The organism is Labilithrix sp., from assembly GCA_019637155.1.
Classification (GTDB): domain Bacteria; phylum Myxococcota_A; class Polyangia; order Polyangiales; family Polyangiaceae; genus Labilithrix.
Map to the genome: position 1 here is coordinate 122,840 of JAHBWE010000019.1, position 25,903 is coordinate 148,742.

The window sequence follows — 25,903 nt, forward strand, 5'->3', positions numbered from 1 at the left end:
TCGCGCGGACGGATCACGACAACATGACGTAGACGGCGGTCGTTTCGCTACGCTGGTCGCATGAAGCGTCGTTCCGACATCGTCCTCGAGCCCGTGATGGCCTCCGCGCTCATGCGCGAGCTGGACCGCACGGTGCAGGCGGTCGCACCGAAGGAGGTGATCGTCACGCTCATCGGCGAGAGCGGGACGGGGAAGGAGGTCCTCGCGCGGCGGATCCACGAGCTGTCGCACCGTCGCGCGGGTCCGTTCGTCCCGATCAACTGCGCGGCGATCCCGGAGTCGCTCTTCGAGAGCGAGCTCTTCGGGCACGAGCGCGGCGCGTTCACCGGCGCGACGGAGCGGGTGCGCGGGAAGGTGGAGGCCTCCTCCGGCGGCACCCTCTTCCTCGACGAGCTCGGGGAGCTCCCGCTCGCGATGCAGGCCAAGCTCCTCCGCTTCCTCGAGCATCGCCGCTTCATGCGCGTCGGCGGGAGCACGAAGGTGAGCGTCGACACGCGTCTGATCTGCGCCACGCTCCGCCCGCTCGAGCTGGAGGTGGAGGCCGGCCGCTTCCGCGCCGATCTCTTCTATCGCATCGAGGGGATCACGCTCGAGGTCCCGCCGCTCCGCGCGCGCCCCGCCGACATCGCGCCGCTGGCCCATCAGTTCGTCGCGGAGCTCTCCGGCTTCCACGGCGTGAAGCCGCCGCGGCTCGGACGCAACATGATGGCGGCGCTGCTCCGCTACCCCTGGCCTGGCAACGTGCGCCAGCTCCGGAACGCGATGGAGCGCCTCTGCCTCCTTCGCCCGGGGAAGCTCGTCCGCGTCGTCGACCTCCCCGGCTCGCTGCAGCGCAGCGTCGCGGTGAGCCCGCGCCTCCCCGGCAAGCGCACGATCGAGGTCTCGCTCGATCAGCCGCTCGACGACACGATCCAGCAGGTCTTGCGCGCCGTCCTCGAAGCCGAGCGCGGCAACCGCTCACGCACCGCCGAGCGCCTCGGCATCAGTCTCCGCACCGTCCAACGCCAGCTCGCGCGCCTCGCGTCGGGGGGGTGATCGGCTCGCCGGTCGGACTGGAAAATTCGAGGCGTTGCGTTTGAGATTTCGCGCGCTACGTCCTCGCGATGCGGCGCGCCGTCCTCATGCTCCTTGGTTCGATCGTCGGATGCGCCGCGCCGGAACCCGCCGCGTCGTCGGAGGCGATCTCCGAGCGCGCGTTCGGCTTCGCCGCGGTGAAGGGGTGCTCCGGAGCGCTCTTCCGGTTCGATCGAATGAGCGGCTCGCGGCCAGCGCTCGTGATCACGAACGGGCACTGCGTCGGCGAATACCCCGCGCCGGGGACGGTCCTCTCCGACGTCGAGGACGCCGGCACGCGGATCATCCTGCGCGGCCCCGGCGGGCCGGTCGACGTCGACGCGACGAAGCTCCTCGTCGCGACGATGACGGGCACCGACGTCGCCGTCTACGAGCTCGCGACGACCTACGACGCGCTCCTCGACGCGCACGGGATCATGCCGCTGACGCTCGACGAGACGCTGGCGAGCGACGCCGCGCCGATCGCGATCGTCGCCGGCTATTACAACCGCACGTTCCGGTGCGAGCTCGATGGACACGTCGCGCTCCGCGAGGGGCCCTATCGCACGACCGCCGGCGTCCGGTTCACCACGCCGTGCCGCATCTACACCGGCGTCTCGGGCTCGCCGATCGTGACGTCGGAGGGGCGCTTCGTCGGCCTCGCCAACACGCACTACGACGGATCGGGCGAAGCCTGCACCTACCACAACCCGTGCGAGGTCGACGCCGCCGGCGCGATCTCGGTCGCCGAGCCCGGCCGCTCCTACGGCGTCCTCGCCACGATGCTCTACGGCTGCTTCGATCGCTCGACGGGAGCGCCCGAGCTCGAGCGGCCCACGTGCTCGCTTCGCGATGAGCGCTGACGAGCTCACTCCGTCGTCGCCGCGGTGATCGTCTCCTGGAGCGTCGCGAGCGTCTCGAGGCGGCCGTTGATGTGCTGGAGCTCGGCGAGGACGGTGAGCCCGTGGAGGACGACGCCGCGGAGCTCGTGCGCGCGCTGCCGGTGCTGCTCCGGCGTCGAGTCGACCAGGATCTCCGTCGTCAGGGCGGAGACCTGCGACGCGATGCTTCGCAGGAGCGTCGCGCGCTGCGTGGCCGCGCTGACGGCGCGGCGCACCTCCCCGCGCACGGAGGCGGTCACTTCTTCGCCGAGCGAGACGCTGGCGTTCTTCTTGGGCGTACGCGTCGAGGCCATCAGTGCTCGCTCGGGGTAAGGGCCTGCACCCACGCGACGAGGGCGTCGAGGCCGTTGGGTTTCTCGAAGAAGGTCTCCCACGCCGACGGCGCGTCCGGCGGCGGGTTGCCCGACATGAGCGCGCGCCGGCACGACGGTTGCTCCTTCGCCATCGTCGCGAGGAGGAGGTGTCCGAGCCCGTCGGGCATGTGCTCGTCGGACACCACGGCGTCGTACCCGTGCAGCGCCAGCAGGCCCCGCGCCTCCTCGACGCCGCCCGCCTCGTGCACCGTCATGTCCGCGGCGAGCGCCGACAAGCGACGTTTCAGCGTCCGGCGTAGCGTGAAGTCATCATCGACCAGCAAGATGCGCATGCGAGGCCCCCCTTGTCGGCGCTTTCCACGCTTCATCAATGAACCATCATTGTTGATGGTGGTCAAGTCGTCGTGCGACTATCGTGGGACGACGCCGAGATGCTGCAGCAGCGTGTCGATCGCGATGGGCTTGACCACGAGCGTGCCGGCGCCGAGGTCGAAGGTCGGATGGTCGCAGCTCGTCCAGACGAGGCGCGCGTCGGGTCGGGCGGCCACGATCGCGCGGAGGTCGGCGACGCGATCGGCGGGGACCTCGAGGTCGAGGACGAGCGCGTCGAACGGCTCGGTGCGCGCGAGGACGAGCGCCTGGCGCGCGTCGGCGCACGAGCGGACGACGACGTCCTCCGCTTCCAGCAGCGCGACGAGCCCCCGCCGTGACGCCTCGTGGCGCTCGACGACGAGGACACGTTTCCGGTTGGATCTCGACACGGCGCGCGCAGTTCCGAGAGCCCGGCCGAGGAGTCAAGGGAGGCGCGCGCGCGCGTACACATCGCCGCGACCGTACTCTTTCGCCCGTGCACGCGCTGCGTTCGCCGCGCAACTCCTGCGCGTGGCGTGGTTCTCGCTCCGGCAGGAGGGCATGAACCGTTTGAATCGCCTCGCCGTCGTCGACGCCGCCCTCGCCCTCGCCGATCGAGAAGGGCTCGAGGCCGTCTCGATGCGAAAGGTCGCGCGCGAGCTCGAGGTCGCGCCGATGTCGATCTATCGCCACGTCGCGAACAAGGCCGAGCTCTTCGATCTCATGCTCGACCGTGTCATCCAGCGGCTGCTCCCGGTCGCGGCCACCGGAGCGGCGTGGGAGACCGCGGTCCGCGCGATGGCGCACGAAGCGCGCCGCCTCCTCGCCCGGCACCCGAGCTGGCTGCCGCTGCTCACGCGTCCGATCGCGCCGCGCTCGGCGCTCTCGCTCTTCGAGCGCCTCGCCGCCGCGATGGCCCGCGAGCGCGTGTCGCCGAAGCGAAAGCTCCACGCCGTGACCTCGCTCATGTGCTTCGTGCTCGGCTTCGTCCTCGTCGAGCGCATGATGCTCGGAGGCGGCACCGGCGCGGTCCCGCTCGCGCAGCTCCGCGCCGCGTTCGCCGTCACCGCGGCGGCGCCGGCGACGTATCCGCGCCTCGACGCGCTCGCGGGCGCGGTCGATCGCTGGAGCTTCGATCAGGCGTTCGAGGTCGGCCTCGACACTTTCCTCGCCGAGATCCGCGGCGCGCGCGCGGCCTGACGCGGCAACTCCTGCGCGCCGGCGCAGGCGCTGCGCGGAACGACGCTTGCTGCGACGGCGGGCATGCGCCACCTCACTCCGCTCGTCGTCCTCGTGCTCGCCGCGAGCTGTTCCCCGGCCGGTCAGGGCGCGTCGCCGCTCGTGCCGGCGGCCGCGTCCTCGACCTCCTCCGACGTCCGGCTGCGCTCCGGCGAGACGAGCACCTTCGTCCCGACCGGCCCGCAGAGCTTCACGCCCGAGGCGCGCTTCAAGATGCGCGACCGCGCGGTTCGTCAGCTCTGGTCTTCGTCGATCGGGCGCACCGATCACCGGACCACGATGCTCGTCCGCGACGGCGCGGTGTGGATCGGGACGAAGCGCGGACCGAGCGGCCCCGCCGGCGTGCACGTCATCGACGGCCGCTCGGGCGCGCGCCGCGCGTTGCTCCCCGCCGCCGCCGGCGACGTGGTCGGGATCGCGATGGAGGGCGATCGTGTCTACTCGTCGTCTGCGGGTCCTTCGGGCGCGGGCTCGGGCTCGGGCTCGGCTTCGGGCTCGGGCGAGGTCGCGGCGACGACGAAGGGCGGCGCGATCGTGTTCCGGACGGCGATCGGAGCGGCGGTGATGACGCCGCCCACGCTCGTCGACGCCGACGGCGACGGGACGCTCGAGGTGGCGGTCGGCGACGCGACGGGGAAGGTCACGCTCCTCGACGGGAGGACGGGCAAGGTGCGCTGGAGCCGCGTGCTCGGCTCCGCGACCGACGGGCGTCGCGAGATCGGAGGAGGCCTCGCCGCCGCCGATCTCGATCACGACGGCAAGCCGGAGATCGTCGCCGGCACCGATGGCGGGCGTCTCTACGCGCTCCGCGCCGCGACGGGAGAGACGGCGTGGCAGACGTCGCGCGCGTCGTCGCTCCGCGCGCCGCCGCTGGTGGCGGACGTCGACGCCGACGGCCACCTCGAGGTCGTCGCGGGCTGGGCGGACGGCGACATCGCGATCTTCGACGGCCGGAACGGCAAGGAGCTGTGGTCGGCGCTGATGGAGGAGGACGACGGCGACTCGACCGGGCTCCTCGCGACGCCGACGCCGATCCCGGGCGGCAGCATGCTCGTCCCGACGTCGCGCTGGGGGAAGGAGGACGCCGTCGTCGTGCTCCGCGCGAACGAGCGCGCGTATCGCTCGCGTCAGGGCTCGGTCGTCGCGTCGCCGGTCCTCGGCACGCTCGCGCAGGGGGCGACGATGACCGAGGCGGTGGTGGGGACGATGCAAGGTGACGTCGTCGCGTTCGACGCCGCCGGCGGCATCTCGTTCCTCTACCGGCTCGACGCACCGATCGAGGCGCCGGCGCTCATCGCCGACATCGAACGCAACGGCTTGCAGGAGCTCGTGGTCGCGACGCGCGACGGCCGCCTGGTCGCGCTCGCGACCCACGCGCCGCTCCCGCCGCTCGCCGGCGTCGCGCGCGGCGCCTCGGGGCACAACGACGGTGTCTTCCCTGCGATCGATCTCGGATGGCGCCTGCCATGAGCGCCGTTCGCACGATCCTCGTCCCGGTCGACTTCTCCGATCCGAGCGGTCGCGCGCTCGCGTTCGCCGCCGACCTCGCCACGCAGCTCGGCGCGACGCTCGCGGTCCTCGCGGTCTACGACCCCCGCTCCGTCCGCTCCGGCTCCTCCTCTGGTTCCTCTGGTTCCTCTGGTTCCTCTGGTTCCTCCGGTTCCTCCGGTGACGACGCTGCGCAGCTCGCCGCCGCGACGGTGCGCGCGCTCGACGTGTTCTGCGAGCCGTACGAGGTGCGCGCGTCGCTCGCGAAGCGCACCGCCGAGGGCGATCCGCGCGACGTGATCCTCGAGGTCGCCGGCGAGATCGGCACCGACCTCGTGGTGATGGGCACGCACGGCCGTCGCGGCGCCGCGCGCGCGCTGTTCGGTAGTGTCGCGGAGGCGGTGGTGCGCGAGTCGCCGGTGCCGGTCGTCACGGTGCGCTGACGCGCAGGCTCTGCGCCGGCATCGCGCTTGCTCCTTCGAGAGCACATGCAGACCCCTCTTCGGATCACCTTCCGTGACATGGCTCCGAGCACGTTCATCGAGGATCACGTCCGCTCGCGCGCCGAGCGCCTGGAGCGTCTCTCGGCTCGCATCACGAGCTGTCACGTGACGCTGTCGCTGCCGAACGGCTTCCGGCACGGCAGCCATCCACATGTTCGCATCGACCTCGCCGTCCCCGGCCGCGACCTCGTCGTGAACCGCGATCACGAGGATGACAAGGGCCTCCGCGACATGCACGCGTGCATCGATGCCGCGTTCGCCGACGCGCGCCGCATCCTCGCCGATCACGTACGTTCGCACCGCCGCCGCTGACGTCGCAGGTGCTGCGGTCCTCCGTCCCTGGCGTCTTGGCGTCTTGGCTCCTTCGCTCCTTCGCTCCTTAGCGAAGGAGGATCACATGGTCGTTCGCGGCCGATCGGTCATAGTGAGCCCGTTGGGGAGGACGTTCATGAACGAGCACCCGCCGCGCTCCACGCGCCGCGCCAGAACGAGCATCGACATCTTGCACGAACGCGACGCCTTGGCCGCCCGCGTCGAGGAGCTCTCCGCCGTCGTCGCCGCCGTCGCGGCGGAGGTCCAGCACGCACTCCGCCACCCAGAGACCTCGCTAACGACGGTCTGCCGTATCGAAACCGTCGTATCCCGCGCCCCCACCCCGCGCTCCACACCCGACTAGCGCGCCCGCGCCGCCCCATCGAAGCGACTTCGTCACCGCGACGTCGCGTCGTCGTCCCAGCATTCCGGCCGAAGCGACTTCGCCACCACGCCGTCCTGTCGTCGTCTGCGCGCCGCCATGGCGGTGTCGTCCGCGCGTTCCTGTCGAGGCTTCGTCGCCACGTCACCATGTCGTCGTCCGCGCGTCCCCGTCGAGGTGGCTTCGTCGCCACGTCGTCGTCCGCCGCGTCCCCGTCGAGGTGGCTTTGTCGCCACGCCACGTCGTCCTGTCGTCGTCCTCGCGCGCCGCCATGGTGTCGTCGCCGAGCTGCCATGTCGCAGCGGAGTCGTCGTCCGCGCGCGCCGTCATGGTGTCGTCGCCGAGCTGCCATGTCGCAGCGGAGTCGTCGTCCTCGCGCGCCGCCATGGTGTCGTCGCCGAGCTGCCATGTCGCAGCGGAGTCGTCGTCCTCGCCGTCACGGCATCGTCGTCCGCGCGTTCCTGTCGAGGTGGCTTCGTCGCCACCACGCCATGTCGCCGCGGCGTCGTCGTCCATGCGCGACGTCGCGGCGTCGTCGTCCGTGTGTCCTGTCGGAGCGGCTTGTCGCGTCGCCGCGGCGTCGTCGTCTGCTTATTCTGTCGAGGTGGCTTCGTGGCCGCGGCGTCCTGTCGTCGTCCGCAACGTCCCTGCGTTTGCGTCGAGACGGAGAGCGTCGGCTCGCGTTCACCTCGTGTTGGCGCCTTCCGCACGATGTCGGTCGCCACGGCGAATCTCGGAAAGGTGCAACTTGGATACAGGAGCGGTACACTTCACGGAACCTACAATTGAGCAAGCGAGAGTCCGTGAAATCGAAACCGAAGAAGGCCGCGGCCGCGAAGAAGGACGAGGTGCGCACTGTTCCGACGGTGCCCGAGCTCCAGGCTCTGCTCCGTGGCGCGGGGCTACGCAGCACGGTCTCGCGGATCGCTGTGCTGGAGCACTTCTACGAGCATGGCGGTCGCAAGAGTCACGCAGACATCTTCGAGGCGCTCGACGACCGCGGCTTCGATCGCGCGTCGATCTACCGAATCCTCATGGACCTCGCGGACGCGAAGATCCTCTCGCGCACCGATCTCGGCGACCACATATGGCGATTCGAGCTCCTACGAGACGGAGCGAGCGAGCACGCCGAGCAACACCCGCATTTCGTCTGCGTCGACTGCGGCCAGGTCTCGTGCCTCCCCGACGTCACGGTCAAGCTATCCGGCCGCCGTCCCCCCAAATCAGTCGCCGCAAAAAAAGTCTCCATCCAACTAAAGGGCATCTGCGACGACTGCACCTGATCCGCCGCTCACGCTCACCGCTCACCGCCCGCTCACGCGCCGCTCAGTCGCGCCCGCTCACGCTCACGCTCGCCGCTCACGCTCACGCACCGCTCAGTCGCGCCCGCTCACGCTCAGTCGCGCCCGCTCACGCTCAGTCGCGCCCGCTCACGCTCAGTCGCGCCCGCTCACGCTCACGCACGCCGCTCACGCTCACGCGCCGCTTTGTCGCGCCCGCTCACGCTCACGTCGCGCCCGCTCACGCACGCCGCTCAGGCTCACGCACACGCGCCGTTTTGTCGCCCCCGCTCACGCTCACGCACGCCGCTCAGGCGCAGCCGCCCGCTCACGCTCGCCCGCGTGCCGTTAGCCCGGCGCGGGCGAGGTGGTATTCGCCGTCGCAGATTCGAAGGAGCAAGCGTGGGCTTGCGTCGGGCTCGAGCGGTGGCGAACGGTGGACGAGGCCGTCGTCGTCGCTCTCGTTGCAGCCCTTCATGATGATCACGGAGCCGGTCGCGAGTCGCTCGATCGAGCTCGGCTTCCAGCAGCAGCGGTCCCGACGCCACGCTTCCGCGGCGTCGGGATCGAGCCACTCCGTGCCGGCGCCGACATACGTCGTCAACAGTCTCCGGCCGACTCGATCGACGTGAAGCCGATGGCATGAGCTGTCGGCGACGACCGCGAGCGAGACGTAGGCGTGGGGCACGAGCGCGATCTCGAACCAGCGGTTCAGGAGCAACCTCGCGTCCGCGAGGATCGCGTCGCGCCCGTCGCTCGGTTCGAGCTCGGCGACGAGCGGAGCCAGCGAGCGAGCGTGATGATCGTGCGCCCAGAGGAGCAGTCCCCTCTCGACGGTGTGCCTCGGAAGGCGAGCGGCGACCTGACGCGCGACGTGCTCGTCGACGCTCCGCTGCCAGACGGCGGCGACGGTGTCTGCCGCCGCGATCTCTCGCAAGACGTCGACCGAGGTCGACGACACGACTTTCGATGTCTTCACGAGCCGAGCGCTCTCGGAGAGGGACATGCAGCGACCGTATGAGCTAGTGCGATTGTTTGCAATTCAATTGCAACTATTGGAACGCGCCAAGCGGTGCGTGGGATGGTCAAACGCAAGCGATCTTCGTTGGTGCAACACGGTTGATGAACTGTGCGTCTGATGAATGATATGCAATGCGATTGCGTTTGGTTGCCGTGGCGGATATCGCGTCGGGCCGCCATGACGAAACGACACCGGCCCGCGCCGGAGCCGGAGCCGGAGTCGGAGTCCTGCGAGCCGGAGGCTCACGCGCGGCGTGTTTGGCGCGGGCTCCGCGCCGATCGAGTGTATGACGCAGCGGCGACGATCTTCGGGGCGGTGGGCGATCCAGAGCGGTTGCAGTTGCTCATGCAGCTCCGCGACCGCCCGATGACGACCGCGGAGCTCGCGGAGGTCGTCGGCCGTCACAAGTCGCTCGTGACGCAGCAGCTGCGAGTCCTGCGAATCGTACGGCTCGTGCGTCGTGTCCGCCGCGGCAACGTCGTCCGCTACGAGGTCCACGATGCACGCGCGGAGGCGCTGCTCGCGGCGTTCGTCCGCGATCTCGCCCGTCGCTCGCTCCGCCCACGCGCGTCTCGATGAGCGTCCTCGACGACGCTGGCCACGACCGGTCACCGGTCATCCAAATGCAAGCGCGGTGCGTTAGTATATGCAATCAACTTGCTTATGATTCGAGAGTGGCCTATTCCGAGCCTGCCGCGCCGGCGATGGACGCTCGGTCCGGCGGAGCACACCAACGTGAAAAGTTCTCTCCTGTCGATCGCAGCGTTTGTCGTCGTCCTCGCCGCCAGCGGGGCAGTGACGGCTTGCTCCGACGACGACCACGACCACGACGATCATGATCACGACGCCCACGGCTCGACGCCGGAGTCGTGTGAAGCGTTTCATGACGCTTGCGCAGCGAAGAGCTCTTCCAACCCGAAGGCGAAGGAGTGTGACGACTTCGTTCACGTCGCGGGCCGCACCGAGGCCGACTGCGCCGCCAAGAAGGACGAGTGCGTCGCCGCGTGCCAGTGATCCCACCATCACCACCTCACGTCGACCGTCACACGAGCGATGACGCGTCACTCCGTGATGAGCTCGTCCGATTCGCGCGCCGCGGCGATCCCGAGTGATGCGTCGGCTCGGCGAAGAAGTCGTGGACGAATTGGACGCGGCCTTCGTGCGCGTGGGGCTACGAGCGCGGCGCGTTGATGTCGTCGAACGTGGCCCAGAGGCGCCAGTCGAGGTTCGACGTGCCGCGCTGAAACAGGGCGGGATCGCCCGCTGCGATGGCTCGAGCGAGCGTGCGAAAGACGGACGACTCGCTCGGCTTCTTCACGTAGCTACGGTCTGGATCTTCACCGGGCTCCGAGCGGGAGAGGACGTGCTCGAAGGCGTCGGTGACGAGGAGGACGTCGGCCTCGGTCGCGTCGATGGTGCGCAGCGTCTCTCGCCGAGCGGTCCGAACAGCGAGCCGGGGAACGTCGCGAGGTAGGCGCGAAGCAGGAGGACGTCGGCGGGGCGCTCGGCGGCGTGATCGAGGTTCGCCACCTTGCCGGGCCGCAGAGCGAGTTGGCCGACGAGCGACGGGTGATAGCGGAGCGTTCCGGCAGGGCCGGTGAGCTCGACGCCGTCGAGCCGGAGATCGTTGGGTTCGTGCGGTGTTACTTCGAGGCCGACGTCACGTTTGGCCGGAACATCGATGGCGTGGTCAGGGATCGACGGACCGTAGATCTTCGAGCGCACGCCCGCCGACATCCCGTCGCCGTCGTCGATCCATGAGCCCTGAAGCTGGTCGAAGACGAGGCTCCAGTCGTCGTCGGCGCGTACGACCACGAGGCGCATGGCGTGGTACTCGGTCGCCGTGACGTTGCGGAAGTCGGGCCAGTCCACGGCCCACTGCGCGTCCAGCACGTCGAGGATCTGCGCGGGAGCGAGCTTCGATTGCCCCATTGCCTACGTGAGTAGGCCGGAACGGCTTGCTGCAGCAACTCGAAGTGGTCGTGAGCATCAACGACTCGATGACGTTCTCGCTCTCGCGACGAACGACGAACGACGAGCTGAACCTCGCGCTCGATGTGTTTGCGGCCTGAAAGCCAAGGCCCGATGAGGAAGACCGCGCGGCGTGCGCCGCTCATCGCTGCATGGGCTTCGTGATGTTTGAACAGCAGGCGGGGTCGGGCAGCGTCTGGGCGCGCTCGCTACGGCTCAGTTATGAAAATGAAAATCATTTTCAATAAGGTGGAGATCGCCTAGATTCCCACCATGCACGAGCGTCATGGGGGCTTCACGGACGAGAAGAGGAAGGCGCGCTCCGGCATCGGTGAGGCCGAGGGGAAGCGTGTGCCGAGCCTCGTCGCCGGCGACTCGTCGGACGAGAAGAGGAAGGCACGCTCGCTCGGCGGTGAGGACGTTGAGGGGAAGCACGTGCCGCGCTCGCTCGGCGGTGAGGCCGAGGGGAAACGTGTACCGCGCTCGCTCGGCGGTGAGGCCGAGGGGAAGCGTATACCGCGCTCGGTCGGCGGTGAGGCCGAGGGGAAGCGTGCGCCGCGCTCGGTCGGCGGTGAGGCCGAGGGGAAGCGTGTGTTGCGCTCGGGCGGTGGTGAGGGGGTGGAGGGAAGGCGTGTGATGGGGGGTGAGGTGGAGGGGGAGTGGAAGGCGCTCTCGGCGGCGGGAAATGATGCCTTTCGTCGTGGGGACGAGCGGGAGGCGCGTGAGTTGTATGGGCTTGCGGTCGCGGAGGCGGAGCGGCTCTGGAGGCTCGCGAGGGCGGGGGACGCCGTTGCCAGCTTTCTTGCGCCTGCGCTCTATACGATTGCGTGTCACAACCTCGCCGAGCTGGAACGTCGGGCTGGAGACGGCGCGGCTTCGCGCGCGTGGCTCGAGCGGGCGTTCGAGAGGCTCGTCGCGGCGGCGCGGGATGGGGCGCTGCCGCTCGCGTTGCGGGCGCGGGCGGTTCAGAACCTGAAGCACGCGCTCGCCGAGATCGTCGAGCACTCGCCGGGGTCGTCCGCAGAGGCGCTCGCCCCCGTCGTCGCCCACGCCATGGATGCGTGGCTCTGCGTGCGCGCGCTTCATGAGCGGAATGAGCTCGGGACGAACACGGGATGAGCACGAATGGATAACGGACGAGGAACGAGCACGGAGCCTACGATGAACGCCGCATCCAGCTCGGCAGCACTGCCGTCATCGAAGTACACGAAATACACGATAGAGCGCGTCGTCGAAGTCCACCATTGGACCAATCGGCTCTTCACGATCCGGTGCACGCGCAGCAGCGGGTTCCGGTTCGCGAATGGGCAGTTCGTCATGCTCGGGCTCGAGGTCGACGGCGCCCCCCTCGTGCGCGCCTACTCGATGGCGAGCGCGAACTACGAGGAGACGCTCGAGTTCTTCTCGATCAAGGTCGAAGACGGCCCGCTCACGTCGCGCCTCCAACACGTCGCCGTCGGCGACGCCGTGCTCGTCGGGAAGCGCCCGACCGGGACCCTCACGATCGGGAACCTCCGGCCCGGCGCGAGGCTCTGGCTCCTCGCGACCGGAACCGGGCTCGCGCCGTTCCTCAGCGTCATCAAGGACCCCGAGACGTACGAGCGCTTCGAGCGCGTGATCCTCACCCACACCTGCCGTCAGGTCGAAGACCTCGCGTACGCGCGCTTCATCGAGCACGAGCTCCCCTCCCACGACGCGCTCGGTGAGCTCGTGCAGCCGCGCCTCACCTACTACCCCTCGGTGACCCGCGAGCCCTTCCGCACGGAGGGACGCATCACCGATCTCCTCGCGACCGGCCGCGCGTTCGAGGACCTCGGGCTGCCCCCGCTCGACCCTCGCTCCGATCGGATCATGCTCTGCGGCAACCCCGAGATGCTCGCCGAGACGTCCTCGTTCCTCGAGGCGCAGGGCTTCGAAGAGGGCAACAGCGGAGCGCCCGGCGACTACCTCGTCGAAAAGGCGTTCGCGCTGAAGTAGGTGAAATAGATAAAGTAGCCGAAGCCGCGCGGCTACCGGCTGAAGACCCGGCCCGGCGACGCCGACTCCGCGGTGTGGCACGCGTTGCAGTCGCCGTCGGCGGCGGTCGCGATCGGATCCTTCATCTCGAGGAGGCCTCGCGCGTTGACGACGGCGGCGGTGACCGGGAACGCGAGCCGCTGCTCCGTCATGAAGTTCCCCGCCGCGTTGACCGGCAAGGTCAGCGTCTTGCCGTCGGCGCCGGTGAGGAGCACGCGCGTCTCGGGATCGGAGACGCCGTTGCAGTCGTCGGCGTCGTGCGGCGCCGGGTACACCGTGCCCGCGAACGAGAAGAGCGGGCCGTCGTCGTCCTCGGCGCCGCCGACCGGCTTGAGCGGCTTGCCCGCGTGGCACGCGATGCACGCGTGGCCCGGCGACATCAGCTTGCTGCCGTCGTCGCCCCGCGTCCACCACGTGCCGCTCGTGCACGTCAGCTCGAAGGCGGCGGGGGTCGCGAGCTCCGCGCACTCGCCGGCCGGCATCCCGCTCGCGACCCATCGCTCGAAGACCTCGATCTCCGCGACCTCGAGGAGGCCCTCCGGCGGCATCGGCTCGAGCGCGTCGCGCATCCGGAGCGCCGACTCGGCGCCGGCCGTGCGTCCGTTGTAGTCCGCAAGCAAGTCGTCGCGCGAGAGGAGGCGGGTCTTCGCGTCCTCGCGCACGTCGCCGTGACACCGCGTGCAGCGCTGCGCGAGCAGCGTCGCGATCTCGCAAGGGAGCCCGCTCGGTACGACCTGCTCGCCGCCCGCGCGCGGCGGCTCCTCCGCGGGCGCGAAGTCCTCGGACCGACCGCGCGGCCCGGTGTAACACGCGGCCAGCGCTGCGAGCGCGAGCGCAACGGCGAGCGACGCCGGCCGCGTCCAGCTCAATCGTTCTCCTCGTCCTCGCTGTCGGAGTCCTTGTCTTTGTCTTTGTCTTTGTCCTTGTCCTTGTCCTTGTCTTTATCCTTGTCCTTGTCTTTATCCTTGTCGTCGTCTTCATCGTCGTCCCCGCTGCCCGTGTACGTGCACGTGGCGGTCGAGGAGGTCTCGCCGAGCTGGACCTGATCGACGCAGGAGTTGAGCGCCGACGCGAAGACTCCGCAGCGACCCGTCGGCAAGCAGCAGCCCGCGTACTTCGCGCCGCCCTCCACCGTCAGGCCCGGACACGTCGCCGAGATCGTGGCGGCGTCCTTCGTGGACCCGGCGTCGGTGGACTTCGCCCCGCTCGCGGTCGGGCCCGGCGCCGCCGGCTCCGTCGGCCCGGCGTCACGTGCGATGACGACGACGCCGGGTCGATCGTCGATCGTGCAGGCGATGATCGCCGTCGATGCGAAGGCGAAGGTCGCGATGGCGAGGGAGAGCCGTACGTTCATGAGGTGGTCCTTTCGAGTCCAAACAGCGCGCCGCCGGTGACGAGGGTCAGGGCGGCGAGGCCGCCGCGTCCGGCGAACGCGAACGCGACGGTCGTGACGACGAGTCCGAGCAAGAAGCCGTTGTTCTCGTCGAAGAAGACGGAGCGGTCCTTACCGCGTCGGGCGGCGCTCGTGAAGAACCCACCCGCCCAGAGCCCGCCGATCGCGATCGAGAGCGCGGCGACGGGGACGAGCGCCCGGCTCCACGGCCACAGCCGCGTGAGCGCGATCATCGCCTCGAAGGCGAGGAGCCCGGCCGCGATCGCCGCGCGCCGGGGGAGCGGGAGCCAGAGGCCCACGAGCGTCCCCGCGAGCCAGGCCGCGGTGAGCCCGGCGTAGGTCGGCCACGCCGCGGACCCCACGCTCTGGACCGCGAGCAGCGTCCCGACCTGGAGGGACGCGAAGTACACGCCCGTCATCGTGCTCGCGAGATCACTCATCGCGCGGCCTCTTTCCCGCCGCCGACTGGCGCGCGAAGAAGCGCTCGAGGCCGCGCCGCAGCACGAGATCGAGCGAGTCCACCTCGAGCGGGCGCGTGTCTCCGATCCGGCGCCGAACGGCGGTCGGCGAATGAACGACGAGCTTCGTCTCGGCCGGAGGCATGACGTCGCGCACGCGCTCGACGTCGAACGGCAGCGAAGGCGACGCGTACGCGAAGGCTCGATCCGCGATCGCGCTCTCGACGACGGCGACCTCCTCGAACACCGCCGCGAGCGAGGCGGCGACGCGCGACGGCGAGCGGCCGCGCTCTCCGAGCCGGTTGCCGCTGAGCTGAACGGCCACGACGCCGCGCGGCGCGAGGCGCGCGCGGGCGAGCTCGTAGATCTCGCGCGTGTGGAGGAAGGCCTCCTGGAAGCCGAGCGGGCTCGGGACGTCGAACACGATGAGGTCGAACGTCTCGCCGGACCGCGCGAGGTACGCCTTGCCGTCCGTCTCGACGAGCGACCAGCCCGCGCGCCCCCGCCCCGCGTCGGGGCTGAAGAAGCGACGGCCGGTCTCGACGACGACCGGATCGAGCTCCACCGTGACGACCTCCTCCGCGAGCACGAGGAGCGGCGCGACGAGCGAGAGCGTGCCGTTGCCGACGAGGAGCACGCGGCGCGGTCGCATCAGTCGCGCCGGGATCACGGCGAGGTACTCGTTGAGGAGCGCGAGGTCGCTCGCGTTGAGGTTCTCGAGGCCGTCGAGGTAGAGCGAGCGGCGCCCGGGCCCGTCGTCGACGACCTCCACGCGCTGGTACGGCGAGTCGATCGAGAAGACGACGTCGGCGTGTTTCATCCCGTGCACGTTGCGGTAGACGGCGGTGCTCGCGGCTTGCGCGCGCGCGGGCAGCGACGGCAGGAGCAGCGCCGCCGGCACCGCGAACGCGAGCGCGGGACGGCGTCCCATCGAGAGGGCGAGCACGCCGCCGAGGAGGATCCAGTGCAGCGTCATCAGCACGACGACGGGGTGCCCGAACGACACGTGCACGACGAGGAGCCCGCCGAGGAAGCCGGCGAGCTCGGCGCTGTAGCTCCAGCGCATGCCCGCGACGCGGTCCTCTTGCTCCGCCACCGCGCGCGGCAGGAGCGTGGCGAGCGGCGCGAGGAGGCACGCGGCGAGGCCGACCGCGAAGGGGAGGCGCACGACCGCCGAGGTCGTGTCGAGGAGCGCGAAGCCCCAGCGCGGCAGCACGGGCAGCGACAGGTGGAGCAGGCATCCGGCGACGAAGAGCTTCGGTCCCACCGCCGTGCGCGTCAGGCGCGGCGCCCACCAGTAGCCGAGCGAGATCGCGGCGAAGAGCGTCGCGTTGACGAGGAGGATCACGATCTCCTCGCCGAAGAGGCCGCTCACGAGCTCGCGGACGATCAGCGCCTGCGACGTCGCGAGCGCGCCGCCCGCGGCCGCGAGCGCGGCGAGCCGTCGGGTCGGCGGGCGGCTCGCTCCACTCCCGTTCACTTGACCCCCAGCGCGGCGAGGACGGGCGCCACGAGCGCCGACCCCGCGTTCATCGCGTGGTTCCGCTGCGAGCGCGGGAGCCCGACGCGAGGCGCGCGCCGGCCCTCCGAGAGGAGGAGCGTCCCGAAGAGGCGGTCCCACACCGCGAGGGCGGAGCCGTAGTTGCCGCGCGCGCCGCTGCGTGCATGATGCAACTGATGCTGCGCCGGGCTGATCAGCCAGCGCTCGATCGCGGCGGGGAAGCGGAGCCAGACGTGCGAGTGGCGGAGGTTCGCGCCGGCGGCGGTCCAGACGAAGCCGAGGACGTCGACGCCGAGGACCTCGAACGAGCGCAGCGTGCCGGGGAGGAGCCACATGAAGACGCCGGTGACGAGGCCGGCCGCGAGGCCGCCGCGGAGCTGGTTGAGCGAGCTCTCGAGCGGGTGCACGCGATAGAGCGTGAGCGGGGTGAGCACCTCGGCGGAGTGATGCACCTTGTGGAGCTCCCACAGCGCGGGGACGACGTGCATCGCGCGGTGGACGAGGTAGCGCGTGAGGTCGTCGGCGAGGAAGAGCGCGAGCGTGAACGCGACGAACACCGGCGTGCGATCGCCGCTCCACGACAGCGGGCTCGCCCCGACGCGGTCGCGGACCGCGCCGCAGATGACGAGCGCGACGCCGAGGACGGAGAGGCGGAGCGGCCAGAGCAGGAGCGGCTGGCACACGCCGCGGACCGCGAGCCACACCACGTCGAGGCGCGACGAGCGATGGAGGAAGAGGCGGCGCGGGAAGAGGAAGCGGAGGAGCGGCGTGCGCGAGAGCCCGCGCCACCACGCGAACGCCGCGAGGAGGAGCGACATCCCGATGAACGGCAGCCACACGCGATGGTGCGGGCCGAGGAGCTCCTCGAGCGGGGTCAATCGTTGTCCCCTTCGACGCGGGAGGGGAGCTCGAGGTTGAGGACGGTGACGACCTCGGTCTTGAGGATGTCGGCGAGCTTCTTCAGCGCGGCGTGGAACGCTTGCGCCTCCGCGCTGCGGGCGGCGAGCGCGTCCTCGAACGTGCCGGCGGGGATCTTGGCGAATGTCGCCTCGACCTCGGCGAACGCGGCGGCGGCCGACGCGGCGACGCGGCCCGCGCCCACACCTTCGAGGAGATCGTCGAAGCCGAGACCTCCGCCGTCTACGCCACATCCGAAGAATATCGCGCGGAACCCGGCGAGGTTGGCGGCGACGTACGCGTGCCCGAGGCGCGAGTGCGGCGCTTCGACGAGCTCCGGCTCGCCGAGCGCGCGGCCGACCTTGTCGTCCTTGAGCTCCTTGTCGAGGTAAAAGAGCGCGTCCGTCAGCGCGTTGATCGCGCCCTGCTGCGAGGCGAACACGCGGCTGCCGCTCCCCGCCGTCTCGAGCTCGGCGAGGAAGTTGCCGCCGCTCGGCTCCCAGCGCTGCACGAGATCGCCGAGCCGCGCCGCGACGTCTTCGCCGACGACGCGCGCGTAGGCGGCGCGCCGCTTCGTGAGCTCGGCGGGGGCGAGGCCGGCCCACGTGCCCTCGGTGTTGATCGCGGCCGTCGCCGGGCACGCGTTGGCGGCGCCTTCGTAGAAGAGGAGGTACTCGATCGTGGCGAGGCCGCGCGCGCCGGCGCGGGTCTTCACCGAGCGGAGCTCGGGCTCGAGGTACTTCTCGTTCGCGAGCGTGTCGTCCATGAGGCAGCGATCGGGATCGGGGAACATGTAGACCTGATCGCGGATCCCTTCGCCGCCGGGGCCGATCGCGCGCGCGAAGGGGCCGAACTGCATCGCCTCGGCGCGCTGGAATTCGGTCATCGTCTCCGCGAACGCGGCGCGCGCGGCCGCCTTCGTCGCGTCGCTCGGCGCGGCGTCCCACGCGCGCAGCGCGTCGGCGAGCACGTCGGCCTTCGCCTTCGTGCGCCGATACGTGTCGAGCGCGCACGCGCCTTCGCCGGCGAGGAGCTCCGCGCGCGTGAACGTGCCCGCGTCGGAGACGAGCGTGCCGGGCTCGAAGCGCACCTCGGCCGAGTCGCCCCGCCGGCAGGCGATCGCGACCGGCCCGCCGAGGACGGCGGCGGCGAGGACGACGTCGCGCGCCCTCACGTCGTCCGGCCGGTCATCTCGACGCCGGATGCGAGGAAGACCGCGGGCCTCTTCATGCGGGGCTCTCTGCCATTAATGAAAATGATTATCAACATTAACTTCGCGTGCTAGGAAAGCCTCGTGAAAACAGCTGGTTCCCTCGCGGCGGTCCTTGCCATGCTCCTCGGTTGCGGGTCCGACGGCACCACCGGCACCTCGCCGGACGCGTCCGCGCCCGACGCCGGCGACGGGCGGACCGACCCGTTCTGCCGGACGCGTCCGCGCCTCTCCTTCTGTGAGGACTTCGACGAAGGCGAGCTCCCCGGGCGCTTCGAGTCGATCGAAGGGAGCGCGGCGATCGTCACGCGGGGGCCTCGCGACGGCGCGCCCTCCGCCCCGAACGTCGTCACGATCGCGCAGACGGCGGAGGCGACCGATGCCCGCCTCACGTTCTCCTCCGCGCGCGGGAACAAGTTCAACCTCTTCTTCCTCGTCGCCGTCGCGGAGGGCCACGGCCGGCTCGACCTCGCCGGCCTCGATGACGGCGACTACCACCTCGAGCTCGGCGTCGAGCCCGACGGGAAGTGGTACGTCGAGGAGCGGATCGCCGGCGGCGCGCCGCGCCTGGTGGCGACGGAGCTCGGGCCGCGCCGCGGCGAGTTCACGAGCGTGCGCTTCGACGTCTACGTCGACGGCGCGGGCGAGGGCCACATCCGCTTCCGCTCCGGCAGCGACACCGTGTTCACGAGCGAGCCGCTCTCGTTCGGCGACGCGCGCGCGGAGCTCGCGCCGCGCTGGTACGTCGGCGCGCGGCTCCGCGCCGGCGATCCGTCACGCGTCGCCTTCGACACCGTCACGCTCGGCGAGGACTGACGTCACGCTCCTCGCTCGAGGACGAGCCCGACGATCCCGAACGCGCGGAAGAGCTCGGCCTTCACGGAGAGCCCCGCGTCGTCGAGCAACGTGACGAGCCGCTCGCGCGTGATCGCGTGGAACCCCGACGTGAGCCGCTCGCGCATCGTCTCGAGGCGCTCGTCGAGGACGCCGGCCGCGTGCGAGCAGCGCAGATGCGCCTCGGTCAGGAGCGCGCGCGCCGGCCCCACGTCCTCGAGCTCCGCGAGCACGACGACGCCGCGCGGACGCACCGCGCGGCCGAGGTCGCGCAGGAAGGACGCGCGCGCGCCGTCGTCGGGGATCAGGTGGCCGACGAGGAGGACGATCGCCGCGTCGTAGGGGCGATCGATCCGGAGCTCCGCGAGCGTCGCGGCGTGGACGACGATGGCCTCCTCCATCGCGGCCGCGGCGACGGTCCTCCGCGCCGCCTCCGCCATCGCGGGAGACGGATCGATCGCGTCGACGACGCAGCCAGGGAACGCGCGCGCGATCGCGACGGCCTCGAGCGCGGGACCGCAGCCGACCGCGAGCACGCGCTCGATCGGCGCGACCGCCGCGCCCAGCACCGCCGGCACCATCGCGTGGAGCGCGTAGTAGCCGGGGATGAGGAGCCGGATCTCCTCCATGTAGCGTTCGGCGTCGTCGAACGGCTTCGGCGCGGTCACGACGCGCCCGCGATCGACTGGACGCCGCGCGCGAACGACGAGAGCCCCGACGTCCGCAGCGGGAGGAAGCGCTTCGACATGTGCTTGCACGCGCGCTTCACCTTCAGGTACGCGGCGTGGCTCACGCAGTCGAGCGGGCAGACGACCGCGTCCACCGTCGCGAGCGCGCGCGTCACCGCGTCGAGCGACTCCTCGATCCCTCCGTCGTGATGAATGAGCTCGCCGCCGCGCCGCTCGACGAGCGCGCGGTAGTGCTGCACGAGGTTGGTCCGTCCGCCGACGCAGAGGATCCGCTTTCCGTCGAGGCCCGCGGTCAGCTCGGCGCGGCCGTCGACGAGGGGGCAGAGCGGCCGCGTGGCGAGCTCGAGCTCGTGCTCCAGCGCCTCGGTCTCGGCGACGAGCTCGGAGACGTGCTCCGACGCCTGCTCGGCGGTGGTCCGCGCCTCCGCGAGCGCGGACTCCGCGGCCGTCGCGCGCGCGAGGGCGGCGGCGAGGTCACGCTCGATCGCCTCGACGCGTCCCGCGAGATCGCTCACGAGCGAGGTGGACTCGAGCGCGGCGATGCGGTCGTGGGCGAGCCGGAGGCGCCGCTCCATCTCGTCGCGTTCGCTCCGCTGCGCGGCCATCTCCTCTTCGAGCCGCCTGCGGTCCTTGAGGAGGCTCCGGTGATCGTGCTTCAGCTGCGCGAGCTTGCCGTCGAGGGTGGCGGACGTGACCTCGAGGTCGTGGACGCGCGCCACGTCGGACGATCGCGACGCGCCGACGAGGTGCGAGAGCATGTGGATCTCGCCGAAGAGCCGCCACTGGAGCTCCTTCGAGCAGAGCGGATGGCTCATCGCGCCCCAGTACGCGCCGGCGATCTGACCGCGCGCGCAGACCTCTTTCCACCGCGCCTCGAGCTCCTCCTCCGTGCGCGCGCGGCGCAGGATGCGGGCGGGGACCTGGTGTCGCTTCTCGAGCTCCTTGTCGACGAGCTTCGACACCTCGTTCGGGTAGAGCATCATGTCGACGAACCAGGAGTGGAGCTTGTACGGCACCGTCTCGGGGTCGATCTTGTAGCGGGCGCGCCGCGCGATCGCGTGGAGGTCGTTCAGCGTCAGGCACGTGCCCAGCACGGAGCAGTGCATGCCGGCGTCGATCTGCCAGATGCGCCGCCGATCGACGAGGCTCGTCGCGACCAGCGCCGTCATCGCGCGTCCTCCTTCCCGTTCTTCTCGTCGCCGCGCGTGCGGACGTGCACGATCGTCGGCGGCATGTTCCGGAGGATCGGGACGCGGCCGAACAGCTGGAGGCACAGCCCGGAGACGCCGCGCATCGCGCCGTACGGGATCGTCTCGACGCTCGCGACGCGATCGCTCCAGCGGCGGAGGAGCGGCTCGATCTCGTCGCGGTCGGCGCCCCAGGGCATCGGCGGCGCGCGGTAGTGCTTCGTCTTGTGGAAGCCGGCGAGCGTCTTGCGCGAGAACCAGCGCGGGATCGCGTCGAACATGAGCTCGATGCCGGGGAAGCGCTCGAACATCGCGCGGACGAGGTGGCGGACGTCGTCTTCCTGGAAGTACATGAAGAGGCCTTGCGCCGTCACGAAGACGCCGCGCGTGGCGTCGACCTCGTCCATCCAGCCGTGATCGAGCGCGCTCCGGCGCACGTGCCGGCATCGCTCCGTCGCGCGGAGGAACCGCTCGCGGACGTCGATCGCGTCCGGGAGATCGACACAGAGCCAGCGGACCTCTCCGTCGTCGCAGCGCTGGAACTGCGTCTCGAGCCCGCACGCGAGCTCGACGACGGTCCCGCCGGGGTGCGCGGCGAGCCACGGGCGGAGGGCGTCGTCGAAGACGAGCGAGCGCATCGGATGCGATCCGTCCGGCCGGCCGAAGCTGCGCTCGTAGTCGTACGCGATCGCGTCGTAGATGCGGACCGCTTCGGGGTCCTTGAGGCGGGCGTCGCGCCGCTTCGCCTCGTGGGCGCGGTTGTGGAGCGTCCAGAGCATCGTCTCGGGGACGCCGTCGAGTCGTACGGTTCGTTCGTTCGTCGCGTCGTTCATCGATCGAAGACCTCCGTCCAGAGCTCGTCTGCGAGCGCGCGGTTCAGCTCGAAGGCGACGTTCGCCTCCGCGACGATCGCGCGGCTCTCTTCTTCGTCGCGAGGGAACCCGTCGAGGCGGCGGCGGAAGCCCTCGCGGAAGGCGGCAGGGTCGGGGATGTCGGGGAAGGCGAAGAAGGCGAGGCCCTCTTGCGATCGCAGCCCGAGGACGCGCCGCGCGACCTTGCCGGCGATGATGCCGCCCGACACGTCGGCCATGAAGCGGACGTACGCGTGCGCGACGAGGAGCGAGGGCGTCTCGTCGACGACGCAGCGGACGCGCTCGACGTACCGCGCGCTGGCGCCGTCGCGGATCGGCTCCGGCGACACCCCGAAGAACCGAAGGTCGGCGAGCATGGCGCGCGACCGATACGCGGCCGGCAGGTGAAAGGCCTGGAGGCGCGAGTCGCGGAGCGCGCGTTCGAGCGCGCCTTCCATCGTCACGTAGACGGGGTAGAGCCGAGCGAGCCCTTCTGCGTACGCCTGCGTCGTGAGCGTCCCTCGAAAGAACGCGCGCGCGAGCCTCGTGCTCTCGACGAGCCGATGCATCACCTTGGTCTCGCGACGAAGCCGCCGAGAGAGAGGAGGCATCACGGGCACCGCGGCGACGTCCACGGTCACCCCCACCCACCCCGCCGCGACCGCAACATCGCCGCCTGCCACCGCGACGAAGCTTCCGCACGGGTGTCTGGCATCGCGTCGCGTCCGCGTTCGCGCGGTCGCTCGGGGCTGCCTCGTCCCGCCACGCGGAATTGGCTCCGTCGAATGATATTGAAAGTCATTTTCAATAAAGTGCCATTTGACCGAAGCGCGGTCAAGGCGCGCCAGCGCGGGCAAAGGGCAGACGGGCAGACGAGCGCGCGCGGGCGGCATCGCGGGAGCGGTCCGCCGCCGCCGATGCTCATCCTCGCTCGATCGGTAGTCCTGCGTCGTTCCAGGCGAGCATTCCGCCGGTCATGTTCATGATGCGGCGGAAGCCGCGCTGCGTGAGCGCGGTGGCGGCTTGGCTGGAGCGGGCGCCTGAGCGGCAGACGAGGACCAGCTCGGCGTCCTTCGGCCACGCCGGCGCGGCGGCGAGGACGGTCGCGAGTGGGACGTGCTCCGCGTCCGCGATGCGACCGAGCTCGCCGGCGAGCTCGTGGGGCTCGCGCACGTCGACGACGTGGACGTGGCGCGCCCTCGCGAAGACCTGCGACGGCGTGACGTCGCGGTAGCCGGCGGCGTTCGGCGCGGCCGATTCATGCAGCGTCGTCATCGTGGCCTCCGTCGATCGGGATCATGAGGTAGCGGCGGCCGTTCGCGTGCGGCGCGGGCAAGCGCCCCGCGTCGATGTTGACCTGGACGCTCGGGTAGAGGAGCCGCGGCGCCGCGAGTGTCGCGTCGCGACCGTTCCGCCGACGCACGAAGTCGTCGCGCGTGGTGCTCGCGCGGAGCTGCACGTTGGCCTCCTTCGAGCGGCCGATCGTCGTCTCGTACCGGAGCGCGCGGCCGTTCGGCTGGTAGTCGTGGCCGACGAACACGCGCGTCGCGTCGGGCAACGCGTAGAGCCGCTCGTGGACCGACGTGTAGAGCGCGTCGGCGCTCCCGCGTGGGAAGTCGCAGCGGCCGGTGCCGTAGTCCTCGATGAACAGCGCGTCGCCGGTGAAGACCGCGTCGCCGATCCCGTACGTGACGCACGCCGGCGTATGTCCCGGCGTCGCGATGACCTCGACCGTCAGCGTCCCCGCCGCGATCCTCTCGCCGTCCTCGAAGAGGCGATCGAACTGGCTCCCGTCGGTCGCGAACGACGGCGGCAGGTCGAAGACGTCCTTGAAGACCTGCTGGACGTCGCGGATGCGCGCGCCGATGCCGACCTTCGCGTCGAAGCGACGCTTCAGGTGCTGGCTGCCGCTGAGATGGTCGGCGTGCGCGTGCGTCTCGAGCACGTAGTGCAGCCGCAGCCGCTCCTTCTTCAGGAAGGCCTCGACCTCGCCGAGGGACCTCGTCGCGGTCGACGACGCGAGCACGTCGTAGTCGAGCACCGGATCGATGACGACCGCGTCGCGGCTCTGGGGATCGAACACGACGTAGGTGAGCGTGGAGGTGACCGGATCGTAGAACGTCTCGATTTTCATGGCTGTGCCCTCACAGCCGGTGAGAGCCAGCCGGCGCGCGAAGGGTTCATCGAAAGAGGCGGCGCGCCCAGAGCACGACGATGACGACGATGCCCCACGTCAGCGAGAGCGCGACCGAGGCGTCGACGATGCTGCGCCACGTCGGCGGCAGGCGGCGTACGACGAGGACCGCCGCGACGACGCCCGCGACGACGGCCCAGCTCCGCGCGACGCGCGCGCGCGTGTCCCCCACGAGCGACATCGCGTAGAGCGGCGCGCAGAGGACGTGGAGCGGCGCCGGCGCGCGCCCGAGCGCGAACGCGCGCGCGACGACGCTGGGCCCGAACGAGCGCGCGAACGTCCGGTACCCCTCGACGTAGCCCATCACGACCATCGCGGCCGCGAGCGCCGCCCACTCGTGCGGCGCCAGCCCCTCCGCGATCCGCGCCACCGCGACGCGCGTGAGCCTCGCGACCGACTCGCCGAGGACGAGGAGCACGCCCAGCACGCCCCACGACGCCACCGCGATCTCCCTCCGTGTCATCGCCGCCCTCCTTGCGAAGCGCGCGCGGCGACGAAGGCCGCTCGCGCTTCGGGGTCCTCCGCCGTCGCCTGCTCCGCGAGCGTGACGGCGTGCTCGTCGAGCCGCGCGCCCCCAGCGCCGAGCGCGAGCACGACCGCGCGACCGCTCTGCATCGCGACGCCCGACGCGCCCGCCGGCACCACCGCCTCGCCGCGGACGTCCGCGATCGCCGCCCGCGCGCGCGCGAGGTCCGCGAGCACCCCCGCCGCGCCGGCGACGTCGCGATCGACCAGCGACGCGAGGAGCCGTGACGCGAGCGGCTCGAGCGGAGGCGTGAGCATCCACAGCCGGAACGCGTCGCCGTCGGGCGCGACGAGCAGCGCGCGTCCCTCCGGCACGAGGTCGATCTCCGCGAGGAGCGCGCGCGCCGCGACGAGGAGCGCCGAGCGCGCGCCGGCCTCGTCCGGATGGAGCCACCCCGCGCACGAGTGGAGCGTCCAGCCCTCGAGCCCGATCTCCACCGCGCCCTCCGGCGCCCAGTCGGCGGCGTGCTCCGGGATCTCGACGTCGCCCGTCATCGCCGCCGCCACCGCCGCGCGGCCCTTCACCGGCGGCCAGACATGACCGGCGAGCAGCGACTCCGGGCGCGGGAGCGCACACGCGCGCGCGGCCGCGACGTCGTTCGCGCGGCTCCGCACGAGCGAGCGCACCTCCGAGTGCGTGACCGTGCGCCGTGGAGCCGCTCGCTCCTCGAGCATGAGGAGGGCGCCGTGGAGCGAGCGCGCGGAGACCTGATCGTCCGCTATCGCCTCGAGCGACGTTCCCCCGACCACGAGCGCGCGCACCCGATCGCTCGCGAGCCGCGCCGCGAGCACGAAGGTGTCCATCACGCCGCGCCCCGCGTGCGCGACGGCGGGCACGACCGGCGTCGCGAGCGGCACGTCGAGCTCCGCCGAGAGCACGCGCGAGCGCATCGCGCCGGGGAGGTCCTGCTTGTTCGCCTGGATGACGATCGGCGCGGAGAGGGTCGGATGGAAGTCGCGGAGCATGCCGAGGAGCGTCGTCACGCTCTCACGATTCTCGGCGACCGTCTCCGGCCGCGAGTCCGCGACGAACACGACGACGTCCGCCGTCGCGAGCAGGTACTTGCGCCGGTGGAGGAGCTGCGGCTGCCCCGGCACGCTCACGAGCTGGCAGCGCACGCGCCGTCCGTCGACGAAGCCGCCCGCGAAGTCGAGCCAGTCGAAGAACTCCGTGCGCCGCCCGGTCGTGTCCGGGCTCGCGAGATCGCCGCGCCGCTGGAGCGGCACCGCCGCGAAGAGCTGGTGGATGTTCGTCGTCTTCCCGGCCTCCGGCATCCCGTCGTAGACGATGCGAATGACGATCTCGCCGCTGTGTCGATCGATGTGCGGCAC

The 25,903-nt window shown here is 71.0% G+C and carries 34 protein-coding genes; 13 read left to right on the forward strand and 21 right to left on the reverse strand.

Translation table 11 applies throughout. The annotated features are described in order from the left end of the window. Positions 1 to 60: 60 nt before the first annotated feature. Positions 61 to 1,035, forward strand: coding sequence for a sigma-54-dependent Fis family transcriptional regulator (locus KF837_34940; GenBank protein ID MBX3232576.1), 975 nt, complete (start codon positions 61 to 63; stop codon positions 1,033 to 1,035). Between the two features lie 68 nt (positions 1,036 to 1,103). Next, on the forward strand, positions 1,104 to 1,916 hold the full coding sequence (locus KF837_34945) for a trypsin-like peptidase domain-containing protein (GenBank protein MBX3232577.1): 813 nt from the start codon (positions 1,104 to 1,106) through the stop codon (positions 1,914 to 1,916). 5 nt (positions 1,917 to 1,921) lie between these two features. Here KF837_34945 and KF837_34950 read toward each other — a convergent pair whose 3' ends face one another. The 3 genes from KF837_34950 to KF837_34960 form a co-directional block, all read right to left on the reverse strand. After that, a complete protein-coding gene (locus KF837_34950; GenBank protein ID MBX3232578.1) occupies positions 1,922 to 2,248 on the reverse strand; it encodes a hypothetical protein in 327 nt (108 codons plus the stop codon). Further along, entirely contained in the window at positions 2,248 to 2,601 is a 354-nt protein-coding gene (locus tag KF837_34955; protein MBX3232579.1) for a response regulator, read from the reverse strand. The genes KF837_34950 and KF837_34955 overlap by 1 nt, the downstream gene beginning before the upstream one ends. A gap of 78 nt (positions 2,602 to 2,679) precedes the next feature. Further along, positions 2,680 to 3,030, reverse strand: a complete 351-nt coding sequence (locus KF837_34960; GenBank protein ID MBX3232580.1) for a response regulator — start codon at positions 3,028 to 3,030, stop codon at positions 2,680 to 2,682. Between the two features lie 151 nt (positions 3,031 to 3,181). Here KF837_34960 and KF837_34965 point away from each other — a divergent pair, with 151 nt between their 5' ends. From KF837_34965 to KF837_34985, 5 genes are all read left to right on the forward strand, one after another. Next, positions 3,182 to 3,820, forward strand: coding sequence for a TetR/AcrR family transcriptional regulator C-terminal domain-containing protein (locus KF837_34965; protein MBX3232581.1), 639 nt, complete (start codon positions 3,182 to 3,184; stop codon positions 3,818 to 3,820). A 63-nt stretch (positions 3,821 to 3,883) separates the two neighbouring features. Further along, complete coding sequence (locus tag KF837_34970; GenBank protein MBX3232582.1) at positions 3,884 to 5,329, forward strand: PQQ-binding-like beta-propeller repeat protein; 1,446 nt, start codon at positions 3,884 to 3,886, stop codon at positions 5,327 to 5,329. Continuing rightward, on the forward strand, positions 5,326 to 5,790 hold the full coding sequence (locus KF837_34975; protein ID MBX3232583.1) for a universal stress protein: 465 nt from the start codon (positions 5,326 to 5,328) through the stop codon (positions 5,788 to 5,790). The genes KF837_34970 and KF837_34975 overlap by 4 nt, the downstream gene beginning before the upstream one ends. A 45-nt stretch (positions 5,791 to 5,835) precedes the next feature. Continuing rightward, a complete protein-coding gene (locus KF837_34980; protein MBX3232584.1) occupies positions 5,836 to 6,162 on the forward strand; it encodes a ribosome-associated translation inhibitor RaiA in 327 nt (108 codons plus the stop codon). Between the two features lie 85 nt (positions 6,163 to 6,247). Beyond that, entirely contained in the window at positions 6,248 to 6,526 is a 279-nt protein-coding gene (locus tag KF837_34985; GenBank protein MBX3232585.1) for a hypothetical protein, read from the forward strand. Between the two features lie 162 nt (positions 6,527 to 6,688). Here KF837_34985 and KF837_34990 read toward each other — a convergent pair whose 3' ends face one another. Next, on the reverse strand, positions 6,689 to 6,931 hold the full coding sequence (locus tag KF837_34990) for a hypothetical protein (GenBank protein ID MBX3232586.1): 243 nt from the start codon (positions 6,929 to 6,931) through the stop codon (positions 6,689 to 6,691). 104 nt (positions 6,932 to 7,035) lie between these two features. Between KF837_34990 and KF837_34995 the strand changes: the two genes are divergently transcribed. Further along, positions 7,036 to 7,827 (forward strand): transcriptional repressor, encoded by a 792-nt coding sequence (locus KF837_34995; GenBank protein MBX3232587.1) that lies wholly within the window; start codon positions 7,036 to 7,038, stop codon positions 7,825 to 7,827. A 325-nt stretch (positions 7,828 to 8,152) separates the two neighbouring features. Here the strand turns inward: KF837_34995 and KF837_35000 are convergent, their stop codons facing one another. After that, positions 8,153 to 8,803: a DUF1826 domain-containing protein gene (locus tag KF837_35000; protein MBX3232588.1), complete on the reverse strand. Its 651-nt coding sequence runs from the start codon at positions 8,801 to 8,803 to the stop codon at positions 8,153 to 8,155. A gap of 219 nt (positions 8,804 to 9,022) precedes the next feature. Between KF837_35000 and KF837_35005 the strand changes: the two genes are divergently transcribed. Together KF837_35005 and KF837_35010 are read left to right on the forward strand one after the other, a co-directional pair. Continuing rightward, positions 9,023 to 9,424, forward strand: coding sequence for a metalloregulator ArsR/SmtB family transcription factor (locus tag KF837_35005; protein ID MBX3232589.1), 402 nt, complete (start codon positions 9,023 to 9,025; stop codon positions 9,422 to 9,424). Between the two features lie 156 nt (positions 9,425 to 9,580). After that, positions 9,581 to 9,859 (forward strand): hypothetical protein, encoded by a 279-nt coding sequence (locus KF837_35010; protein MBX3232590.1) that lies wholly within the window; start codon positions 9,581 to 9,583, stop codon positions 9,857 to 9,859. Positions 9,860 to 10,016: 157 nt separating this feature from the next. Here the strand turns inward: KF837_35010 and KF837_35015 are convergent, their stop codons facing one another. Together KF837_35015 and KF837_35020 are read right to left on the reverse strand one after the other, a co-directional pair. Continuing rightward, positions 10,017 to 10,163: a hypothetical protein gene (locus tag KF837_35015; GenBank protein MBX3232591.1), complete on the reverse strand. Its 147-nt coding sequence runs from the start codon at positions 10,161 to 10,163 to the stop codon at positions 10,017 to 10,019. Further along, positions 10,160 to 10,777, reverse strand: a complete 618-nt coding sequence (locus tag KF837_35020) for a hypothetical protein (GenBank protein ID MBX3232592.1) — start codon at positions 10,775 to 10,777, stop codon at positions 10,160 to 10,162. Before KF837_35020 ends, KF837_35015 begins: the two co-directional genes overlap by 4 nt. 312 nt (positions 10,778 to 11,089) lie before the next feature. Here KF837_35020 and KF837_35025 point away from each other — a divergent pair, with 312 nt between their 5' ends. After that, positions 11,090 to 11,935, forward strand: coding sequence for a hypothetical protein (locus KF837_35025; GenBank protein ID MBX3232593.1), 846 nt, complete (start codon positions 11,090 to 11,092; stop codon positions 11,933 to 11,935). Between the two features lie 42 nt (positions 11,936 to 11,977). Next, entirely contained in the window at positions 11,978 to 12,793 is an 816-nt protein-coding gene (locus tag KF837_35030; GenBank protein ID MBX3232594.1) for a ferredoxin--NADP reductase, read from the forward strand. A 32-nt stretch (positions 12,794 to 12,825) separates the two neighbouring features. Here KF837_35030 and KF837_35035 read toward each other — a convergent pair whose 3' ends face one another. From KF837_35035 to KF837_35060, 6 genes are read right to left on the reverse strand one after another with little or no spacing between them, the layout of a single operon-like run. Beyond that, positions 12,826 to 13,701 (reverse strand): hypothetical protein, encoded by an 876-nt coding sequence (locus tag KF837_35035; protein MBX3232595.1) that lies wholly within the window; start codon positions 13,699 to 13,701, stop codon positions 12,826 to 12,828. Then, complete coding sequence (locus tag KF837_35040; protein MBX3232596.1) at positions 13,698 to 14,186, reverse strand: hypothetical protein; 489 nt, start codon at positions 14,184 to 14,186, stop codon at positions 13,698 to 13,700. Before KF837_35040 ends, KF837_35035 begins: the two co-directional genes overlap by 4 nt. Further along, a complete protein-coding gene (locus KF837_35045; GenBank protein ID MBX3232597.1) occupies positions 14,183 to 14,665 on the reverse strand; it encodes a hypothetical protein in 483 nt (160 codons plus the stop codon). Before KF837_35045 ends, KF837_35040 begins: the two co-directional genes overlap by 4 nt. Continuing rightward, the gene (locus KF837_35050; GenBank protein ID MBX3232598.1) at positions 14,658 to 16,163 is read right to left on the reverse strand and encodes a hypothetical protein; all 1,506 of its coding nucleotides are present in this window, start codon (positions 16,161 to 16,163) and stop codon (positions 14,658 to 14,660) included. The genes KF837_35045 and KF837_35050 overlap by 8 nt, the downstream gene beginning before the upstream one ends. Further along, entirely contained in the window at positions 16,160 to 17,062 is a 903-nt protein-coding gene (locus KF837_35055; protein MBX3232599.1) for a sterol desaturase family protein, read from the reverse strand. Before KF837_35055 ends, KF837_35050 begins: the two co-directional genes overlap by 4 nt. Further along, entirely contained in the window at positions 17,059 to 18,255 is a 1,197-nt protein-coding gene (locus tag KF837_35060; protein ID MBX3232600.1) for a hypothetical protein, read from the reverse strand. Before KF837_35060 ends, KF837_35055 begins: the two co-directional genes overlap by 4 nt. 120 nt (positions 18,256 to 18,375) lie before the next feature. Here KF837_35060 and KF837_35065 point away from each other — a divergent pair, with 120 nt between their 5' ends. Beyond that, entirely contained in the window at positions 18,376 to 19,107 is a 732-nt protein-coding gene (locus KF837_35065) for a hypothetical protein (protein ID MBX3232601.1), read from the forward strand. Between the two features lie 2 nt (positions 19,108 to 19,109). Here the strand turns inward: KF837_35065 and KF837_35070 are convergent, their stop codons facing one another. The 8 genes from KF837_35070 to KF837_35105 all read right to left on the reverse strand — a co-directional run bounded on the left by KF837_35070 (position 19,110) and on the right by KF837_35105 (position 25,903). Continuing rightward, positions 19,110 to 19,793: a class I SAM-dependent methyltransferase gene (locus KF837_35070; protein MBX3232602.1), complete on the reverse strand. Its 684-nt coding sequence runs from the start codon at positions 19,791 to 19,793 to the stop codon at positions 19,110 to 19,112. Then, positions 19,790 to 20,983 carry a DUF2325 domain-containing protein gene (locus tag KF837_35075; protein MBX3232603.1) on the reverse strand — a complete coding sequence of 398 codons (1,194 nt, stop codon included), beginning with the start codon at positions 20,981 to 20,983 and terminating at the stop codon, positions 19,790 to 19,792. The genes KF837_35070 and KF837_35075 overlap by 4 nt, the downstream gene beginning before the upstream one ends. Continuing rightward, positions 20,980 to 21,834 (reverse strand): class I SAM-dependent methyltransferase, encoded by an 855-nt coding sequence (locus tag KF837_35080; protein MBX3232604.1) that lies wholly within the window; start codon positions 21,832 to 21,834, stop codon positions 20,980 to 20,982. The genes KF837_35075 and KF837_35080 overlap by 4 nt, the downstream gene beginning before the upstream one ends. Next, a complete protein-coding gene (locus KF837_35085; GenBank protein ID MBX3232605.1) occupies positions 21,831 to 22,535 on the reverse strand; it encodes a biliverdin-producing heme oxygenase in 705 nt (234 codons plus the stop codon). Before KF837_35085 ends, KF837_35080 begins: the two co-directional genes overlap by 4 nt. A 238-nt stretch (positions 22,536 to 22,773) precedes the next feature. Beyond that, complete coding sequence (locus KF837_35090; GenBank protein MBX3232606.1) at positions 22,774 to 23,127, reverse strand: rhodanese-like domain-containing protein; 354 nt, start codon at positions 23,125 to 23,127, stop codon at positions 22,774 to 22,776. Next, entirely contained in the window at positions 23,111 to 23,986 is an 876-nt protein-coding gene (locus KF837_35095; protein ID MBX3232607.1) for an MBL fold metallo-hydrolase, read from the reverse strand. Before KF837_35095 ends, KF837_35090 begins: the two co-directional genes overlap by 17 nt. 46 nt (positions 23,987 to 24,032) lie before the next feature. Beyond that, the gene (locus KF837_35100) at positions 24,033 to 24,509 is read right to left on the reverse strand and encodes a hypothetical protein (protein MBX3232608.1); all 477 of its coding nucleotides are present in this window, start codon (positions 24,507 to 24,509) and stop codon (positions 24,033 to 24,035) included. After that, positions 24,506 to 25,903: a hypothetical protein gene (locus tag KF837_35105; protein ID MBX3232609.1), complete on the reverse strand. Its 1,398-nt coding sequence runs from the start codon at positions 25,901 to 25,903 to the stop codon at positions 24,506 to 24,508. The genes KF837_35100 and KF837_35105 overlap by 4 nt, the downstream gene beginning before the upstream one ends.

Excerpts from the sequence above, each read along its gene's own strand:
- KF837_35100 (MBX3232608.1), bottom strand. The coding sequence starts at position 24,509 with ATGACACGGAGGGAGATCGCGGTGGCGTCGTGGGGCGTGCTGGGCGTG.
- KF837_35095 (MBX3232607.1), bottom strand. The coding sequence starts at position 23,986 with ATGAAAATCGAGACGTTCTACGATCCGGTCACCTCCACGCTCACCTAC.
- KF837_34950 (MBX3232578.1), bottom strand. The coding sequence starts at position 2,248 with ATGGCCTCGACGCGTACGCCCAAGAAGAACGCCAGCGTCTCGCTCGGC.
- KF837_34955 (MBX3232579.1), bottom strand. The coding sequence starts at position 2,601 with ATGCGCATCTTGCTGGTCGATGATGACTTCACGCTACGCCGGACGCTG.
- KF837_34975 (MBX3232583.1), top strand. The coding sequence starts at position 5,326 with ATGAGCGCCGTTCGCACGATCCTCGTCCCGGTCGACTTCTCCGATCCG.
- KF837_35005 (MBX3232589.1), top strand. The coding sequence starts at position 9,023 with ATGACGAAACGACACCGGCCCGCGCCGGAGCCGGAGCCGGAGTCGGAG.
- KF837_34980 (MBX3232584.1), top strand. The coding sequence starts at position 5,836 with ATGCAGACCCCTCTTCGGATCACCTTCCGTGACATGGCTCCGAGCACG.
- KF837_35045 (MBX3232597.1), bottom strand. The coding sequence starts at position 14,665 with ATGAGTGATCTCGCGAGCACGATGACGGGCGTGTACTTCGCGTCCCTC.
- KF837_34990 (MBX3232586.1), bottom strand. The coding sequence starts at position 6,931 with ATGGCGGCGCGCGAGGACGACGACTCCGCTGCGACATGGCAGCTCGGC.
- KF837_35040 (MBX3232596.1), bottom strand. The coding sequence starts at position 14,186 with ATGAACGTACGGCTCTCCCTCGCCATCGCGACCTTCGCCTTCGCATCG.
- KF837_34985 (MBX3232585.1), top strand. The coding sequence starts at position 6,248 with ATGGTCGTTCGCGGCCGATCGGTCATAGTGAGCCCGTTGGGGAGGACG.
- KF837_35030 (MBX3232594.1), top strand. The coding sequence starts at position 11,978 with ATGAACGCCGCATCCAGCTCGGCAGCACTGCCGTCATCGAAGTACACG.
- KF837_35075 (MBX3232603.1), bottom strand. The coding sequence starts at position 20,983 with ATGACGGCGCTGGTCGCGACGAGCCTCGTCGATCGGCGGCGCATCTGG.
- KF837_34965 (MBX3232581.1), top strand. The coding sequence starts at position 3,182 with ATGAACCGTTTGAATCGCCTCGCCGTCGTCGACGCCGCCCTCGCCCTC.
- KF837_34940 (MBX3232576.1), top strand. The coding sequence starts at position 61 with ATGAAGCGTCGTTCCGACATCGTCCTCGAGCCCGTGATGGCCTCCGCG.
- KF837_35020 (MBX3232592.1), bottom strand. The coding sequence starts at position 10,777 with ATGGGGCAATCGAAGCTCGCTCCCGCGCAGATCCTCGACGTGCTGGAC.
- KF837_34945 (MBX3232577.1), top strand. The coding sequence starts at position 1,104 with ATGCGGCGCGCCGTCCTCATGCTCCTTGGTTCGATCGTCGGATGCGCC.
- KF837_35025 (MBX3232593.1), top strand. The coding sequence starts at position 11,090 with ATGCACGAGCGTCATGGGGGCTTCACGGACGAGAAGAGGAAGGCGCGC.
- KF837_35080 (MBX3232604.1), bottom strand. The coding sequence starts at position 21,834 with ATGAACGACGCGACGAACGAACGAACCGTACGACTCGACGGCGTCCCC.
- KF837_35090 (MBX3232606.1), bottom strand. The coding sequence starts at position 23,127 with ATGACGACGCTGCATGAATCGGCCGCGCCGAACGCCGCCGGCTACCGC.
- KF837_34970 (MBX3232582.1), top strand. The coding sequence starts at position 3,884 with ATGCGCCACCTCACTCCGCTCGTCGTCCTCGTGCTCGCCGCGAGCTGT.
- KF837_34995 (MBX3232587.1), top strand. The coding sequence starts at position 7,036 with ATGTCGCCGCGGCGTCGTCGTCCATGCGCGACGTCGCGGCGTCGTCGT.